Annotated in this window: 15 protein-coding genes; 4 read left to right on the forward strand and 11 right to left on the reverse strand. The window is 45.7% G+C overall.

The window, feature by feature from the left end:
* Positions 1-22: 22 nt before the first annotated feature.
* Both ACR6HW_RS02280 and ACR6HW_RS02285 read right to left on the reverse strand, forming a co-directional pair.
* Complete coding sequence (locus tag ACR6HW_RS02280) at positions 23-541, reverse strand: GNAT family N-acetyltransferase (protein WP_455729553.1); 519 nt, start codon at positions 539-541, stop codon at positions 23-25.
* Positions 541-849 carry an MTH1187 family thiamine-binding protein gene (locus tag ACR6HW_RS02285; RefSeq protein ID WP_455729554.1) on the reverse strand — a complete coding sequence of 103 codons (309 nt, stop codon included), beginning with the start codon at positions 847-849 and terminating at the stop codon, positions 541-543. Before ACR6HW_RS02285 ends, ACR6HW_RS02280 begins: the two co-directional genes overlap by 1 nt.
* Before the next feature lie 215 nt (positions 850-1,064).
* Here ACR6HW_RS02285 and ACR6HW_RS02290 point away from each other — a divergent pair, with 215 nt between their 5' ends.
* Together ACR6HW_RS02290 and ACR6HW_RS02295 are read left to right on the forward strand one after the other, a co-directional pair.
* Complete coding sequence (locus tag ACR6HW_RS02290; RefSeq protein ID WP_455729555.1) at positions 1,065-2,468, forward strand: MFS transporter; 1,404 nt, start codon at positions 1,065-1,067, stop codon at positions 2,466-2,468.
* Between the two features lie 75 nt (positions 2,469-2,543).
* Complete coding sequence (locus ACR6HW_RS02295; RefSeq protein WP_455729556.1) at positions 2,544-5,456, forward strand: insulinase family protein; 2,913 nt, start codon at positions 2,544-2,546, stop codon at positions 5,454-5,456.
* Positions 5,457-5,575: 119 nt separating this feature from the next.
* On the opposite strand, the gene zupT is transcribed toward ACR6HW_RS02295, so the two are convergent.
* Both zupT and ACR6HW_RS02305 read right to left on the reverse strand, forming a co-directional pair.
* A complete protein-coding gene (gene zupT, locus ACR6HW_RS02300; RefSeq protein ID WP_455730849.1) occupies positions 5,576-6,364 on the reverse strand; it encodes a zinc transporter ZupT in 789 nt (262 codons plus the stop codon).
* Between the two features lie 31 nt (positions 6,365-6,395).
* On the reverse strand, positions 6,396-6,641 hold the full coding sequence (locus tag ACR6HW_RS02305) for a glutaredoxin domain-containing protein (protein WP_455729557.1): 246 nt from the start codon (positions 6,639-6,641) through the stop codon (positions 6,396-6,398).
* A gap of 154 nt (positions 6,642-6,795) precedes the next feature.
* Between ACR6HW_RS02305 and ACR6HW_RS02310 the strand changes: the two genes are divergently transcribed.
* Positions 6,796-7,536, forward strand: a complete 741-nt coding sequence (locus tag ACR6HW_RS02310; RefSeq protein WP_455729558.1) for a YwaF family protein — start codon at positions 6,796-6,798, stop codon at positions 7,534-7,536.
* Between the two features lie 281 nt (positions 7,537-7,817).
* Here ACR6HW_RS02310 and ACR6HW_RS02315 read toward each other — a convergent pair whose 3' ends face one another.
* The 5 genes from ACR6HW_RS02315 to ACR6HW_RS02335 form a co-directional block, all read right to left on the reverse strand.
* A complete protein-coding gene (locus ACR6HW_RS02315) occupies positions 7,818-8,768 on the reverse strand; it encodes an ABC transporter ATP-binding protein (protein WP_455729559.1) in 951 nt (316 codons plus the stop codon).
* Positions 8,761-9,819: an ABC transporter ATP-binding protein gene (locus ACR6HW_RS02320; protein ID WP_455729560.1), complete on the reverse strand. Its 1,059-nt coding sequence runs from the start codon at positions 9,817-9,819 to the stop codon at positions 8,761-8,763. The genes ACR6HW_RS02315 and ACR6HW_RS02320 overlap by 8 nt, the downstream gene beginning before the upstream one ends.
* A gap of 16 nt (positions 9,820-9,835) precedes the next feature.
* Positions 9,836-10,975, reverse strand: coding sequence for an ABC transporter permease (locus ACR6HW_RS02325; protein ID WP_455729561.1), 1,140 nt, complete (start codon positions 10,973-10,975; stop codon positions 9,836-9,838).
* Positions 10,975-11,922 carry an ABC transporter permease gene (locus ACR6HW_RS02330; protein WP_455729562.1) on the reverse strand — a complete coding sequence of 316 codons (948 nt, stop codon included), beginning with the start codon at positions 11,920-11,922 and terminating at the stop codon, positions 10,975-10,977. Before ACR6HW_RS02330 ends, ACR6HW_RS02325 begins: the two co-directional genes overlap by 1 nt.
* A 74-nt stretch (positions 11,923-11,996) precedes the next feature.
* Positions 11,997-13,796, reverse strand: a complete 1,800-nt coding sequence (locus ACR6HW_RS02335; RefSeq protein WP_455729563.1) for a peptide ABC transporter substrate-binding protein — start codon at positions 13,794-13,796, stop codon at positions 11,997-11,999.
* Positions 13,797-14,293: 497 nt separating this feature from the next.
* Here ACR6HW_RS02335 and ACR6HW_RS02340 point away from each other — a divergent pair, with 497 nt between their 5' ends.
* Positions 14,294-14,662: a hypothetical protein gene (locus tag ACR6HW_RS02340; protein ID WP_455729564.1), complete on the forward strand. Its 369-nt coding sequence runs from the start codon at positions 14,294-14,296 to the stop codon at positions 14,660-14,662.
* A gap of 77 nt (positions 14,663-14,739) precedes the next feature.
* On the opposite strand, the gene ACR6HW_RS02345 is transcribed toward ACR6HW_RS02340, so the two are convergent.
* Both ACR6HW_RS02345 and ACR6HW_RS02350 read right to left on the reverse strand, forming a co-directional pair.
* Positions 14,740-15,537, reverse strand: coding sequence for a P-loop NTPase (locus tag ACR6HW_RS02345; protein ID WP_455729565.1), 798 nt, complete (start codon positions 15,535-15,537; stop codon positions 14,740-14,742).
* Positions 15,509-15,889, reverse strand: coding sequence for a DUF134 domain-containing protein (locus ACR6HW_RS02350; protein WP_455729566.1), 381 nt, complete (start codon positions 15,887-15,889; stop codon positions 15,509-15,511). Before ACR6HW_RS02350 ends, ACR6HW_RS02345 begins: the two co-directional genes overlap by 29 nt.
* Positions 15,890-16,064: the final 175 nt, after the last annotated feature.

Genomic DNA, 16,064 nt, shown 5'->3' on the forward strand with positions numbered 1-16,064 from the left:
GAGCTCAGCTCTGCATTTTCCCCTAAAGTTTCAACTTGTAATAAAGCGTCTGACACAAGCGGTTGTCCAAGTTTTCAAGGCGCTTCTCCCTTGTGTAAATGTACTCAAAGCCAAGCTTTTCTATGACCCGCTTGGAGTTGGCGTTAAAATCAAAGTGAGCGCACCAAAGATGTTCAACCCCTTGTGCTTTCAAAGAAGCCATACACGCCTTTGCCGCCTCCACCATAATGCCTCGACCCCAATAATCGGGGTTGAGTACGTAGCCCAGTTCATAGTCCAGACCACCTGAAGCCTCGTCTATCTTGCGCTGATGCAAGCCGATACTGCCGATGACTTCGCCGGTTTCACACCACTCAATGGCGTAGACATCGCCGTTATCGATAAACATCTTTACAATGTCTTTGCTCTCTGAAAGGCTTTTGTGCGGGCGCCATCCCGCTTGAGGCCCGACGCGTTCGTCTTTTGCATAGGCGTACAGCGCCGGTACATCCTCATAAGTCCATGCCCTTAGTCGAAGGCGATCTGTTTTAAGTGGCTCCATTAAATCCCCTCCAACTTCGATGTGACCGACGCTATCTTCTGCGCCATTGAACCCATTCTATCCCGCCTGTCATCTATTTTAATACTCGTCGACACGCGCTTGGCACCATTTTCAAACGGCACTTCGTGCATTTGTGCCACAAGTGCCATAATGGCTTGTAGGTCGCCCTCTAAAATCGTTCCCATAGGGGTTAATTGATGCGCAATCCCCTCTGCCGCTAAAACCACTTTATGGACATCTGCCACATACCGACTTAAACTCGTCTCTCCCGTTCCCAATGGGACAACGGTGACCTCTACCAATGCCATATCTTACCTCCTCATTCACTCCCTAAGCGGGAAAGCGCTTTCACGTCCCGTCTGTCACTTCTAAAACCGTCCAAAGTACAAGCCTATCAGCTGCGCTCACTTGAACTTTATTTTAATACAGTATAATCTTTTCGCTTTAAATGTTCAATATTCTCATAGCATTTTAACCTTTTGATGTTACAATAAGCAAAATGATTTTACACAAGGCGGACTTTATGAAACCAACTCTGAAAACACTCTGGGGCTACGGCGCCGGCAATTTTGGCTACGGCCTAATCTTTCAAATTATTGCGACCTATTTTGTCTTTTACGCGACAGCAGTTTTGGGACTCTCAGGCGCACTGGTGGGAACCATCGTCGGCCTCGGCGTCATCTGGGACGCGGTGTCCGACCCCATTATGGGGTATATATCCGATGGCACACAAAATAAACGCTTCGGTCGCCGGCACCTTTATCTCTGGGTGGGCGGCATCGTCATTGCGCTGTCGAACTTGCTCGTATGGAACTTACACTTCGGATTGCCCCACTGGCTTCAAGTGGGGCTAATGGTTCTCGCCCTCATGTTTGTCAAGACGGGGATGACCATCTATGGCACGCCGTATACCGCGCTTGGGGCAGAACTCAGCGATGACCACGAACAGCGCCTTAAACTGCAATCTGTGAAGATGGTTTTCTTTATGCTCGGCATCGCCTTTGCTGCGGCAGGCTGCATGCTCCTGTTTTTCAGACCCACTGCCGCTTACCCGGTGGGACAACTCAATCCTTTGAGTTACCGGTATATGAGTGTCGTCACCACCGCACTGATGCTCTGCTCCATGCTGGCGGTTATCCAGACCACCAAGCACGCTATACCGGCACTTTCCGCTGCAGCGGCAAAACAGCCCCCCAAAAGGTTCGGCGATTTTTTTCACGCCATGAAAAGCGCCTTTGCACATGGCGATCTCAGGGCCATTGTCTTCGGCTACCTCTTTACCAACTTGGCCAGTGCCTTACTCAGCACTATTGGGCTACACGTCTACACGTATACGTTTAGAATGGGAAACACTGAAATTGCTTTAATTGCCGGTGCACAACTCTTTGTGGCCATTGTGTCGCAGCCGTTTTGGATTAAACTCAACCACCACTGGGACAAAGCCAAAGCCATTCGCCTCGGACTGGCGCTTTCCATTGCAGCCTTTGTATATTTCCTTTTATGCGTTGCAATGCGCACCATAACGGCAGAGCATCTATGGGTTCTATTGCCCTTTATGCTCCTAGGTGGCATCGGCTCAGGCGGTCTCGTCACCTTGCCTCAGGCCATGGTGGCAGACACTGTCGACGCCAACGCTTTAAAAACGGGACGCCGTGAAGAAGGTGTCTACTATGGGACGATGACACTCACGTATAAACTCAGCCAATCCATTGCCATTTTCCTCATCGGTTACTTGCTCGACTGGATCGGTTTCAACGCCGACTTGGCGGTGCAGACGCCGTTTACATTGACGGCGCTGGGAGTTGTTATGGGCGCCGGCAGCCTACTCGCCCTAGTGGCGGCATTTGTCAGCTACCGACACTATCGATTGAACAGGCAGAAAATGGCAGCCATTCACTTGGCAATTCAACAAGCAGGAAGTATTTAAATATTCTGTTTTATTCTCTAATCATTTATGATACAATAACATCAGTTTAAAAAAGAAAGAAAAGGCGGTGACTCCATGACACAATTTACAGAACCTAAGCACGGTTTTAAGTGCTTGAGCAACACCTACATCGACGAAGTCGGCAGTCGATGCTATCTCTTGGAACACGAAAAATCCGGCGCCAAACTCATGTACCTTGAAAACGACGACGACAACAAAGTTTTCTCAGCGACCTTTAAGACGCCGCCGAGTGACCACACCGGCGTTCCACATATTGTCGAGCACTGTGTGCTCTCAGGGTCTCGTAAGTACCACACCAAAGAACCTTTTATGGACATGGTCAAAGGGTCGATGAACACATTTATCAACGCGATGACCTTCTCAGATAAGACCATGTACCCGGTGGCCAGTAAAAACGACAAGGATTTTATGAACCTAATGGACGTCTATCTAGACGCGGTGTTCTTCCCTAAAATTTATGAGATCGAAGAAATCTTTATGCAGGAAGGCTGGCGCTACGATATTCAAAATCCAGAAGATCCCATCACCTATAAGGGTGTTGTATACAATGAAATGAAGGGCGCTTACTCAGACCCCGAGAGAGAGCTCGACCACTTGATGGAACAGACATTGCTGAAAGGAACGCCGTATGCCAATGAGTCCGGCGGTCATCCGAACCATATCACGGCGTTGACTTACGAAGACTTCCTCGCCTTCCACAAGACGCATTACCACCCGTCTAACGGTTACCTCTACCTCTACGGCAACCTCGACATCGACGCCGCCCTTAAACATATTGACGGCGAGTACCTGTCGCAGTTTGATAAAAAAGTGTGCACACTGGAAATGGACACCTTGCCGAAAGACAATCCGAAATCGGCTAACGGCTATTACCCCATCGGCGATGACGACGCCACGGAGGGCAAAGCTTATAGCGCACTTTCGTACATTATTGGTAAAGCAACAGACCCAGCTATCCACCTAACGGCAACCGTGCTGCTCGAAGCTTTGGTAAACTCATCGGCATCGCCGTTAAAAAAGGCCTTGCTGGAAGCCGATATCGCTCAAGACATCAGCGGCAGCACCGGCGGCGGTTTATACAAGCGCTTTGAAATCAAGTTAAAGCACTGCCAACCGAAAAGCCTCAAAACCTTCAGAAACATCGTCGTCAAAACACTGAAACAAGTGAGCGATGACGGTATCGATCCTGCACTGCTCTCTTCTGCTATCAACAAGCTCACTTATGCGCTTAAAGAAGCAGACGGCTTCCACACAAAAGGCATTATCTACCACATGTATTCTATGGACAGCTGGCTTTATACCGATGATGCCACGGCGCTGTTGCGCTACAACGAAGCCCTTCAAACCATGCAAGATGGTATTGAAAGTGGCTATTTTGAGAACTTCGTTCGAGAAGTGCTGTTAACTCAAGAGCCGACAGTCTGCATCATCGAACCACGCAAGGGCTTGTTAAAAGAAAAGACGATGGCCGATGAAGCGGCACTTAAAGCCTACAAAGATGCGTTGACCCCTGAGGCACTTGAACAGCTGGTGGCGAAAAATCGCGCGCTAAAAGAAAAACAGCTGTCACCGGACACCAAAGCCGCTTTGGACACCATTCCAAAGCTGTCTAGAACAGACATTGCGGCAGACGGCGAACGCATTGAAGCCACAACTGTTAAAACTGAGCCCTACACCTTACTGCACACAGACAGTTTCACAGGCGGCATTCAGTATGTCGACGTGGCGTTCGACATCGGGCATCTCACCAACGAGGAATTGCCTTATGTTTCACTGGTGGCATCGCTTCTCGGCAAGTTGAGTACCGAAACTTACGACTACGCCGCCCTTTCAAATGCCATCTATCAGTACACCGGCGGCATTTCATTTAACCTACTTCCGTTTAAGCACCATACGGACCGAGCCCTGAACAGTGTCAAACTGATCTGTCGTACGAAAACGACACCGGATCAACTTGAAAGCGCTTTTAACCTTATTCGGGACATTGTTTTAAAGACACAGTTCGGCGACAAAAAACGGCTCAAAGAAGAACTCAGCGCTTTAAAGGCCGCCTTACAGTCCGATTTAATCGACTACGGCAACCGCTACGCTTCCGGAAGAGTTGCAGCCTATTTAGGCGGTACCGGAGCTATAGCCGACGCCACTGACGGCATTGGGTTCTATCAGTTCATCGCCTCACTACTCGCACAGTACGACGAAAAATACAGTGCTTTAGTCGGCCAACTGGATAACATCTATGCCAAACTGTTTAAGCAAAACGGCGCCATCGTCTCCTATACCGGCGAGGCCTCTGAGCTACCAACAGTGGAAAGATGCGCCGACGCTTTTGTAAAGCACTTCGGCACTGCCACTGAGGCAGCTGTAGACTTCACTTGCGCACTTGGACTTCTCAACGAAGGGCTTAAAACAGCTTCCAGCGTCCAATATGTCGCACAAGGCTTTGACAGAGCGGCCTATGGCCACGGCCATACCGGTGCACAGCATGTACTCGTCACATGGCTCAACGGTGATTTTCTACACAATCGCGTTCGCGCCAAAGGCGGGGCTTACGGCTGTTACGCACAAGTCTCTCCAACTGGGTATTTCGGCATTGCTTCTTATAGAGACCCCAATCTTAAAGAGACATACGCGGTATACGATGAAATCGCCGAGGCTCTAGCCACCACAGAGTTCTCCGACGAAGATGTGCAGAAGCTGATTGTCGGCACTATGAGTAAAATTGACGGCGCGCGCACGCCGAGACAAAAGGGGTATCTCGGATTGACCCGATTTATCACCGGCGAAACCTATGACGCCGCGCAGCGCATCAGAAAGGAAATTATCGAAACGACACCTGCTGACTTAAAAAATTGCGCCGAACTTATGGCCGACTTTTCAAAGGCAAATACACGCTGTACACTTGGCAATAGCGATAAAATATCAGAATCTGAAAACTGTTTTAAAACATGTGTCACTCTTGACTCATAAACTACAAAAGCCCCGAACTTCAGGACATCTCGTCCTCGAAGCTCGGGGCTTTTTATGTTGACAATTAGCTTTGTTCTCGCAACTCACCAACCGTAGACCGTTTCGTCTTAAGCAAGTGATTAGGCAAACATGAGCAAACTCAATGCCATAACCGCCATTCCCGCAATTAATCCGAAAATAGCTACATGGTGTTCACCGTATTTTTCTGCCGTCGGCAGGAGTTCGTCTAGTGAAATGTAGACCATAATCCCCGCTACTAAAGCGAAGACGATGCCAAATGTACTCTCTGTAAAGAAGCGCATCAGCAAGAAATAGCCGAGCAACGCACCGACGGGCTCTGAAAGACCTGATAAAAACGAATACATAAAGGCCTTTTTCTTATCTCCTGTTGCATAATAAATCGGCACAGACACTGCAATGCCCTCGGGAATGTTGTGTATGGCAATGGCCACGGCAATACTGAGACCAAGAGCAGGGTCTTGAATAGCCCCTGTAAAAGTGGCCAACCCTTCCGGAAAGTTGTGAATCGCGATGGCAAGTGCAGAAAATAGGCCCATACGCAAGAGCGCATGGTCTTTGTTCATCTCGGTAACATCTCGGACTTCGTGCGGGTTCTCGGCATTGGGCACAAACTTATCGATGAGCCCAATGAGCAAAATGCCCGCAAAAAAAGCGATGGTCGTCACCCAGTAGCCTTTTGTCGGTCCGTAGACAACCGCAAGAGAATCCTTTGCCTTTGCAAAAATTTCAATCATGGAGACGTAAATCATCACCCCGGCGGAAAATCCCAGAGCTGCTGAAAGAAATTTCTTATTGGTTTGCTTCGTATAAAACGCTAAAGCACTCCCTATACCCGTTGAAAGTCCAGCAAATAATGTGAGTCCAAATGCAAATAGAATTGTATTAATTGATACGTCCATAAAAATCCCCCCATGTTTTTTATTTTGCTGACAATTGACCCGCCTGATCAAGTGCCATCAGTTCATCACAGCCACCGATAAACTTTTCGTCAATAAAGATGTACGGTACTGTGGACTGACCGGTTAACGTCTCATAGGCCTCCCATTTGGCCTTGTCGTTTGTCACATCTATAATCTCACTTTGGAAGCCCTTCTCATTTAAAAGCTTAAGCGCTCTCTGGCAATAAGGGCAATAGGTTGCTAAAACAATTTTTGATTTTTTCATAATAGTTCTCCTTTCAATGTTATAATACCCGATACGTCTTTCTTGAAACAATACTTTAAGTTTCCTTAGAATTTAATTAGAATAAAAAGTTCAACCCATTTATATGTTAAAATACAATGGTGTCATCACGAAGTATTATATCAAGAGGTGAGTTATGTTTCAATTATTTTGGGAACCGTTTAATACGGGACCACAGTTTTATCCGTTTTCATTTGAACACCTTCTCAGCGTACTGCTCATTGGATTGGCTGTCTACTCGCTGTTTGCCTTTAAAGGCTTCTATCGGCGCCACGACTGCGCCGTCAGATGGTCAATAGCGGTACTCATGGGCACGCAACAACTGTTTTTGTACGCCTGGTACATCACCAGCGGCAGCTTTACTTTAGGCGATTCACTGCCCCTTTACACGTGTCGACTGGCCATCTTACTCTGCATCGTTATGATGCTTCGACCAAAACAGTGGCTGATAGACATTACGTATTTCTGGGGAATGGTGGGCGGTATTATTGCCTTAATTACCCCCGATACCTCGACCTTTACAGTGCCGCATTTTATGTTCCTCCAGTACTTTATCGGCCACGGTCTGTTGCTCTTCTCTATTTTTTACATGCTGGTCATCAAGCAAAGTCGGATTACGATGCAGTCGCTACTGAGAACCACCAAAGTGTCACTAGCCTATGTGGCCGTTATTATTCCTATTAACTTTTTACTAGACGGCAACTACTCGTATCTCAATGGGAAACCTGTTACGCCCACTTTGTTGGACGCGCTTCCGGCCTACCCCATTTATGTGCCGATACTGGTCATTATTATGTTGTCTCTCTTTGCACTGGCCTATGTGCCCTTTTACTACAAAGCGTCTAAGAACCCTTCATACGCTAAGTCTACAATTTAAAGTTCCCTCATCGCCATCTGAAGCTTTTCTCAGGTGGCGATTTTCATATGCCAACGGTTGATATGCTTACAGCGTATCAAAACGCCTTGCACTGATCGAAACGCTTTCGGCTCAAAGCTTGTTTGCTGACAACATTTGATACGCTTGCAGCGTATCAAAACGCCTTGCACTGATGTGTTCCCGCGTTGAACATTCGCGAGAACACTTTTGGTGCAAGGCTTGTTGTCTAAAAAAAGAGCCGATGGTTATTGTCGACCATCGACTCTCTTGTTATCTGTTGTTTATTTAACCAAGCTCTTTTTGTAAGCTTCGGCTTCCGGCTCTGAACAGTAGACAAAGTGTCCCGGTTCAATTTCGCGCATTGCCGGCTCGTGCTCGCTGTAGTCGTGAACACTTGGATCGTAGATCATACGCTTTCTCGTACGCTCGATATTCGGGTCCGGCGTCGGCACTGCAGAGAGCAATGATTTCGTATAGGGGTGAAGCGGGTTTTTATAAAGCTTGTCCGCTTCGGCCAACTCAACCATTTTACCGAAGTGCATAACGCCGATTCTATCTGAGAAGTATTTGACAACTGAAAGGTCATGGGCGATAAACATAACCGTTAAGCCCAGTTTCTTTCTGAGGTCGTTTAAGAGATTGAGTACCTGTGCCTGAATCGACACGTCCAGCGCGGAAATCGGCTCATCGGCGATGACCAGGTCCGGTTTGGTAATCAACGCTCTGGCGATGCCGATACGCTGTCTCTGACCACCTGAAAACTCATGTGGGTAACGCGTCGCATGCTCTTTTGTTAAACCTACAGTCTCGAGAATGTCGTATATCAGCGGCATCATTTCTGCGTCGTTTTTAACCATTTTATTGATTTTCAGACCTTCACCGATAATCTCTTTAACCGTCATTCTCGGATTGAGAGAGGATATCGGATCTTGAAAAATCATTTGGATACCGCTGGTAACCTCTTTAATTTCTTGTTTCGACAGTTTGCCGTTGATTTTTTTGCCGTTAAACAGAACTTCGCCGTCTGTCGGATTGTAAAGTCTGATAATTGAACGGCCTGTAGTCGTCTTACCGCAGCCCGACTCGCCAACGAGACCGAAGGTCTCGCCTTTGAATACTTGGAAGCTCACGTCGTCTACAGCCTTGACAACAGTCTTGTTTTTACCGACGCCATTGGTGAAGTACTGCTTAAGGTGTTTTACCTCGAGTACAGGAATTTTAGTCTTAGCCATTGTTTGCCACCATCCTTTCTTTTTGCTTTTCGATACGCTTTTTCAAGATGGCCGGCATTTCAACCTTCGGCGCGTCTGGATGCAACAACCACGTCGCGGCGTAGTGCGTATCCGTCACTTTAAAGAAAGGCGGTTGCTCTTCGAAGTCGATTTTCATCGCGTACTTGTTACGCGCTGCAAAGGCATCGCCCTTCGGTGGGAACAGCATGTTTGGCGGCGTTCCCGGTATCGCCATAAGTTCTTCGTCAGAATCCGTTTCTAAATCTGGCATCGAGGCCAACAGCGCCCATGTGTACGGGTGTTTTGGGTCGTAGAAGATTTCATCAACTGTGCCGTACTCGACGATTTTGCCGGCGTACATAACAGCGACGCGATCGGCGACATTGGCTACAACACCGAGGTCGTGTGTGATAAAGATAACCGATAGGTCCTTTTCACTTTGCATGTCTTTAATCAGCTCGATAATCTGCGCCTGAATCGTAACGTCTAGCGCTGTTGTCGGCTCGTCACAGATGAGAAGCTCCGGATCGCATGCCAAAGCCGTGGCGATAACAATACGCTGACGCATACCGCCTGAAAACTGGAAGGGGTACTGATTGTAACGCACTTCCGGTTGCGGGATTCCTACAGCGGTCATAAGTTTAAGCGCTTTTTCTTTGGCTTCTGCTTTAGAGATTTTGTGCTTAATGATAAGCGCCTCTGTAATCTGCTTCCCAATTTTCATAACAGGGTCCAGCGATGACATTGGGTCCTGGAAAATCATCGAAATCTTGTTACCGCGGATGCGGTTGAATTCTTTATCTGAAAACTTTGTAAGGTCATTGCCATCGTATATAATCGAACCGTTGTCGATGTTGGCATTTTGGGAGAGAATTCCCATAATCGTCTTGTTGGTTACCGACTTACCGGAACCCGACTCGCCGACAATAGCAATGGTTTCGCCTCTGTAAAGGTCGAAGCTCAGCCCACGTACAGCGCGTACTTTGCCGGAGTACGTGTTGAAGCTGATTTCCAAATCTTTAACTTCTAATATTTTTTCTTTTGCGTTCACTTTTACACCCCCGCTACTATTGTCCTCTTAAAGTTGGGTCAAATGCGTCTCTTAAACCATTACCAAACATGTTGAACGATAACATCAGAATTGAAATGACAATCGATGGGAACAACACGAGGTGTGGTGTCGAGAGCAATACTTTTTGACCTTCTGCCAGCAAGTTACCAATGGTCGGTTCCGGCGCTGCAATTCCCAGTCCTAAGTAAGACAATGTCGCTTCGAGGAAAATAGCACTTGGAACAGCCAATGTGGCTTGTGTAATAATCGGACCGATGGCGTTCGGTAAAATGTGTCTGAAGATGAGGGTTCTGTCCTTAGCGCCCATGGTACGAGAAGCGAGGACGTATTCTTGCCCCTTGTACTTGTAGAACTGGGCACGAATCATACGGCTCATGCCAATCCATCCGGTAAAGACAAACGCTATGATAAATGAGCTAATGCCGTCACCGAGGAACATCATTGCTAAGATAACGACAATCATCGTCGGAATAGAACCGATAATCTCGATAAAACGCTGCATCAGCATATCGACCCAGCCGCCGTAGTAACCGGAAACTGAACCGTAGACCACGCCGATAAACACGTTAATAAGCACTGCTGAGAAGGCGATAACCAAAGATACACGCGCCCCTCTCCAAAGTCTCGTCCACTGGTCTCTACCGAGAGCATCGGTGCCGAACCAGAAATAGACGTCTTCTGCACCGTGTAACTTGTACATGTCGATCTTAACGTCGACCATAGGAATTGGCTTGTTTCTATAGTAAGTGTCGTATTCTTTTACCACTTCGATAATGGCATCACCGTAGTTGGCTTCAAGTGTCGCTTTCTTGGCGCTAATCACTTTTGAACCGTCTAAGATACCCATGTTCTCAATGCCCGGTACTCTAGGAGGCAACAAGGTCCACCCCTCTTGGAGATGCTGGTCTTTAAAGCCATACGCGTTAAAGCTCGGGCCAAAAATAGCCAGAAGGATCATACAGGCGATAAAAATACCTGCAATGATGGCGCCTTTGTTGCGTACAAAGCGAAGCATTGCGTCTTTGAAGAAGCCTATGGGCTTTGATTGAAACTTTTCGTCTTTTAACGCCGTACCGTATTGAACCATTTCAAAATCGGAGGGCTGTAATTTCTTAATATTGCTGTTATCAACCATTACTTCTTACCTCCTATTCTGATTCTTGGGTCAATGATGCCGTAAGAAAGGTCTACCACTAGAATTGAAGTCAAACTGATAATACCGTAGAAAAACATAACGGCAATTGTAACAGGGTGGTCTAGAGCGTTAAGCGATTTTACCATAATTTGGCCCATACCCGGCACGCCGAAAATATTTTCAATAACCATTGAACCACCTAAGAGTCCAAAGAACATCGGTACAATGATATTGGCCAATGGAATGAAAGAGTTCTTAATTGCATGGCGTACAGTTGCCTGAACTTGCGTCAAGCCTTTTGTTTTGGCGAGCAACATGTAGTCAGAATTTAACGCCTCGCAAAGTTCTGAACGCATGTAACGGGTGATAACTGCGATACCACTAAATGCAAGTGCCATCATAGGTAAAATCATAGAAACGAATTTTTCCCAATTGAGGTGTTCAATTGAAGCCAAACGCATTGGCAATAAGCCCCACTTGAATCCAACAAAATACTGGAGTAAAGCACCAAATACAAATGGTGGGATAGAAATAAAGAAAATAACCATTAAGTTGATTAAGTGATCGGCAATGCCGTTTTTCTTTAGTGCTGCTGTTATCCCGAAGAACATACCCAGCGGTATGGTTAACAATAACGCAAAAATATTCAACTGTAATGTAATTGGAATTTTATCCTTAATAATATCGAAAACCGGCACACGTGGCTGTAGTTTAGCGGAAGAGCCAAAATCAAAATGAGAGGCGTCTTTAATAAAGTACATGTACTGTACCGTCAGCGGTTTGTCTAAATGCATTTTTGCTTCAATAGCAGCTTTTGTTTCCTGTGGAATCATAGGATCGTTGATAACACTTCCCGGCATTAAACGCAGTGTGAAAAACAAAAGGCTAATAAGAAGGAACAAGGTGATTGCTATGGCAACCAGTCTCTGTCCTATATACTTCAACATAATGTGTCCCCCTTCTAATTTTCCTAGTAGTGATGATACAGCGGCCCGAAGGCCACTGTATCTTAAGAAATCTACTAGTCGATGATGTCAGCTTGTAAGATAGCAAATCCTACATCCGGTAAATAAGCGCCGTTTGTTTTAAGGTAAATGCGCTCTTGGTGCAATACTGCGTTGTCGTTTTGGAAAATAGGAATCATCGGTACTTCTTCAAGTAATAATTTTTCCATTTCCACTAGTGCTTCTAAACGACCTTCTGCATCAAATAGGAGATCACCTTTTGTTGTTCTTTCGTAAAGTGCATCAAACTCTTCGTTTCTAAAAGCTTCTGCTTTCTCAGGGAAATCAGATGTCCAAACTTTCATGCTTGACCAAGGGTTAAACGCGTTTTGGCTTCTTGCGCCAATACCGAGTTCAAAGTCGCCAGCATAGTAAGCGTCGTAAGCAGCCATTGCCGGCATTGCTCTTAACACAACTTCTAATCTGTCTGAACCAAATGCTTTTTCGTATTCTTCTTTAGCCACTTCACCGATACGCTTCATTGTGTCAGCGCCTTCGAAGTAAGTGATTTCTAATGTGATTTTTTTGTTGCCATTCTTCTCGTACGCTTTGTCGAAGTACTCTTTAGCAACTTCTACGTCAAAACCGTCGTTCGCCGCTACAATTGCTTGGGCTTCTGGTGTTTTTCTGTACTTCTCGCCGCTGTCAGGGTCGCCGACTTGGCAAATAGAAGAGATGAAGTATGGTGTCGATGGGAATGTTTTAAAGATTCCTTTACCCATTAACTCTCTGTTTGTTGCGTAGAAAAGTGCTTTTCTGAAGTCTTTGTCTTGTAACACTGGGTTCTTTTCAGAAGCACCATTGATGTAGAAGCCCCAGATGGTGTTGCGCTCTTGGAAAGAAAGTCTTGGGTCTTCTGCAAATCTTGTGTAGTCTTCACCAGATACAGAAACTGAATCGATATCGCCAGCTTCAAACATTTGAACTTTTGTAGCATTTTCAAGAACAACTAAGCTCTCAATTGTATCCGGCACATAGATGTCCGCCATTTGGTGGCCTTCAACTTTTTCAAAAGTTCTGCTTTGGTCTTTGATCCATTGTGTCAACTTGTAAGCACCATTTGAGTTGATTTTATCAAGCGTTGTGCCATAAGTGGTTTCGCCTCTGTCGTCGCTCATGTTCGCTTCGTACAACTCTTTGTCAAGCGCTGTTAAAGAAGAGCTGGAAAGCATTGTGTATACATCGATTTCCGGCATTGGTGTCGTCAAAGTCATTTCGATTGTGTACTCGTCTACCACTTTGATACCAACATCTTCCCATGCAGCCTCGCCTGTGAAGTATTCTTTAGCGTTAAGTACCGGTACATTGTCGAAAAGTAAGAAAGCAGAGTAGTTTGCTAAGTTTTGGTCTAAGAGCATCTTCCAAGAGTACTCGAAGTCGTAAGCGTTGTACGCCTTACCGTCGACAAATTGAAGATTGTCTCTGAACTTTAAAGTCCACTTGAGGTTGTCTTCAGTTGACGGCAATTCAGCCAATTGATCTGGGTAGAATTCTACACCGTCGCCAGCTTCATTAGCGATTAATGTAAGTGGTGCACTGTAGATGTAAGAAATCAAAACATTTGTTTCAGTGTTGCTGCTTGCATGTGGGTTAAATGTGTCTGCCGACGTTGTCGCAAGTCTTAAAACTTTAGGACCTGTTGACGCCGTGTCGTCAGTACCTTCACCCTCATCTGTCGCACCGTCGCCCGGTACTTCAGTCGATGGCTTCTCACCGTCTGGTGATGTTGCAGCATCTTTGTTGCCACAGCCTGCAAATAATGACACAACCAATGTCATTAAAAGCATCATTACTAATACTCTTTTAGTGTTTTTCATAGTAACTTCTCCCCTTTTAGTTTTTCCGCGAACGTCACAACTCTTGCAACGCCTGTCTCCCGCGGATTAATGATAATATTAGCATCTTTTTAATAGGAAATCAATTTACATTTTTTTATTACAATACGATGACAACAATTGATGTTACCATAACGTAATAGTTCGCATTTTTTTTGCCTTCTTTTCAAAAGTCAAATGTTACAAATAAAATGAATCGGCACATAGCATTTGAATTCTCAAAATATTGTAATTACAATGGAACTGTCATAGATTTGTTTAAAATGTGAATAAATTATTAACGACTAATCAAATTTGTATTAACATTTCTTCTTAAAGTAAAATGAAGTAACGGGAATGATAAGATTCATTTTAATTTTTTTTAACACGTCAAAATACAGTCCTTCTCTTACAGTTCAGTAATATTTCTGAATTTTTCTTGTCGCTGAATTGCAAAATAGTTTATAATAAGAACATCATCAGTACAAGGAGGACATCTTTTGAAACGCATCGTTTTAACCACAGCGTACATCATCGGACTCATCGCCCTTTTGCTCGTCGGCTTCTTTCACAGTCCAGAGTCGGCGATTCAACTCAGGATCATTAACGCGACATTTATCAGCGGTTTTTACAGTTTGGCCGTGGCGCTCGGCATCCATGTGCACAACTTGGCTTTCTTTAAATTTGTAAGCTACGGCGCCTACTCACTTAACAAAATGCGCGACCGTTTCGACGACTCTGAAAAAATGGAAATGCATGAGTTTGTGGCAGAACGCTACGGTGAAAAAAAATCAAACGCCCTTTTCTATCTTATTGCGTTTGTTCTAATCGCTATCGCCGTTATCATGACATCTGTTTACTACATGTAAAAAACGCCTTGAAAGTCTCTAAAAACTTTCAAGGCGTTTTTTTCCTTCCTTTATATAGGGCCACTAATTAAAAGGCGCTATAACGCGATGGCATCTGCAAGACCTTCTAAGTAGGTCCCTTCAAATGATTCTATGTCACCACTGTCACAAGCTTTCGCAAACTTAGGTTCAATAGGCAGTTTGGCCAGTACCTTCAGCCCGTAAGTGTCGGCGACGGCTTCTATATGGCTCTCCCCATAAATCAAGTGCTTTTCATCGCATTTGTCACATTTAAAATACGACATATTCTCTACGAGACCGAGGATCGGCACATCCATCATTTGTGCCATTTTTACGGCTTTAGTGACGATCATGCTCACCAGTTCCTGAGGCGATGTGACAATGACAATCCCGTCTAAAGGCAGAGACTGAAACACAGTAAGGGCCACATCCCCCGTGCCAGGCGGCATATCGACGAAGAGGTAATCAATCTCCCCCCATACGACATCTGTCCAAAACTGCTTTACAGCACCGGCTATCATAGGGCCACGCCATACCACGGGATCGGATTCATTGGCGAGCAACAGGTTCAAACTCATTAACGGAATGTCCGTTCGGCTTTTAACCGGTATAATACCGACTTCTGTCGAAACGGCCTTTTCTTTTATCCCAAAGGCCTTTGGAATAGAAGGCCCCGTAATATCGGCGTCCATAATGGCGCTCTTATACCCACGGCGGTTCATTGTGACGGCGGCCATTGACGTTATTAGCGATTTACCGACACCGCCTTTGCCACTGATGACACCGATGACTTTTTTTATTTTACTGAGGTCGTGAAGACGCTCTGTGCAGGTTTCACTGCAGCTGTTACAATTGTGATCGCATTGACTTGGCATGACAAGCTCCTTTTTTCTTTTTTTGGCAACCCCCGCATCCTCCGATGCTCTCATCCAGTGAGCACAGCCGGTAATCGCCGCCGTTTATATGCAAATGACGTCCTTCGATTAACGCTTCGGCAAGTTTTCGGCGCGCGTCGGTATACATACGCTGCACAGTGGTCCGTGCCACGCCCATACGCTCTGCACACGCCTCTTGGTTTAAGCCCTCGTAGTCCATGAGTCTGATGACTTCATACTCTTCTACGAGCATCTCTACTTGATCTGGCCCGCCCTTTTCAGAGCAAGTTGGTCCAAAATAAAGTGCCCCCGGAAGCGCACAAACACGTCGCCATTTTTTCGGTCTTGGCATTTGTACCCCTTTCTATGTTCATAAAAAATGGTGTTGCCTACGGGTATAGTATACGCTTTTATGAACATATGTCAATATTGTTTTGAGAAAAAAGGCTCTCCGAAGAGAGCCCCAAATTATAATTACAATGAAAAAAGCATTTATTCTAAATGCTCTACAAGGATATAAAAAAATC

Source organism: Fusibacter sp. JL298sf-3 (assembly GCF_053842995.1).

Bases quoted from the DNA above. Each gene is read 5' to 3' on its own strand.
- ACR6HW_RS02350 (WP_455729566.1), bottom strand. From the start codon at position 15,889: ATGCCAAGACCGAAAAAATGGCGACGTGTTTGTGCGCTTCCGGGGGCA.
- ACR6HW_RS02305 (WP_455729557.1), bottom strand. From the start codon at position 6,641: ATGAAAAAATCAAAAATTGTTTTAGCAACCTATTGCCCTTATTGCCAG.
- ACR6HW_RS02280 (WP_455729553.1), bottom strand. From the start codon at position 541: ATGGAGCCACTTAAAACAGATCGCCTTCGACTAAGGGCATGGACTTAT.
- ACR6HW_RS02345 (WP_455729565.1), bottom strand. From the start codon at position 15,537: ATGCCAAGTCAATGCGATCACAATTGTAACAGCTGCAGTGAAACCTGC.
- ACR6HW_RS02290 (WP_455729555.1), top strand. From the start codon at position 1,065: ATGAAACCAACTCTGAAAACACTCTGGGGCTACGGCGCCGGCAATTTT.
- ACR6HW_RS02295 (WP_455729556.1), top strand. From the start codon at position 2,544: ATGACACAATTTACAGAACCTAAGCACGGTTTTAAGTGCTTGAGCAAC.
- ACR6HW_RS02335 (WP_455729563.1), bottom strand. From the start codon at position 13,796: ATGAAAAACACTAAAAGAGTATTAGTAATGATGCTTTTAATGACATTG.
- ACR6HW_RS02285 (WP_455729554.1), bottom strand. From the start codon at position 849: ATGGCATTGGTAGAGGTCACCGTTGTCCCATTGGGAACGGGAGAGACG.
- ACR6HW_RS02315 (WP_455729559.1), bottom strand. From the start codon at position 8,768: ATGGCTAAGACTAAAATTCCTGTACTCGAGGTAAAACACCTTAAGCAG.
- ACR6HW_RS02325 (WP_455729561.1), bottom strand. From the start codon at position 10,975: ATGGTTGATAACAGCAATATTAAGAAATTACAGCCCTCCGATTTTGAA.
- ACR6HW_RS02330 (WP_455729562.1), bottom strand. From the start codon at position 11,922: ATGTTGAAGTATATAGGACAGAGACTGGTTGCCATAGCAATCACCTTG.
- ACR6HW_RS02310 (WP_455729558.1), top strand. From the start codon at position 6,796: ATGTTTCAATTATTTTGGGAACCGTTTAATACGGGACCACAGTTTTAT.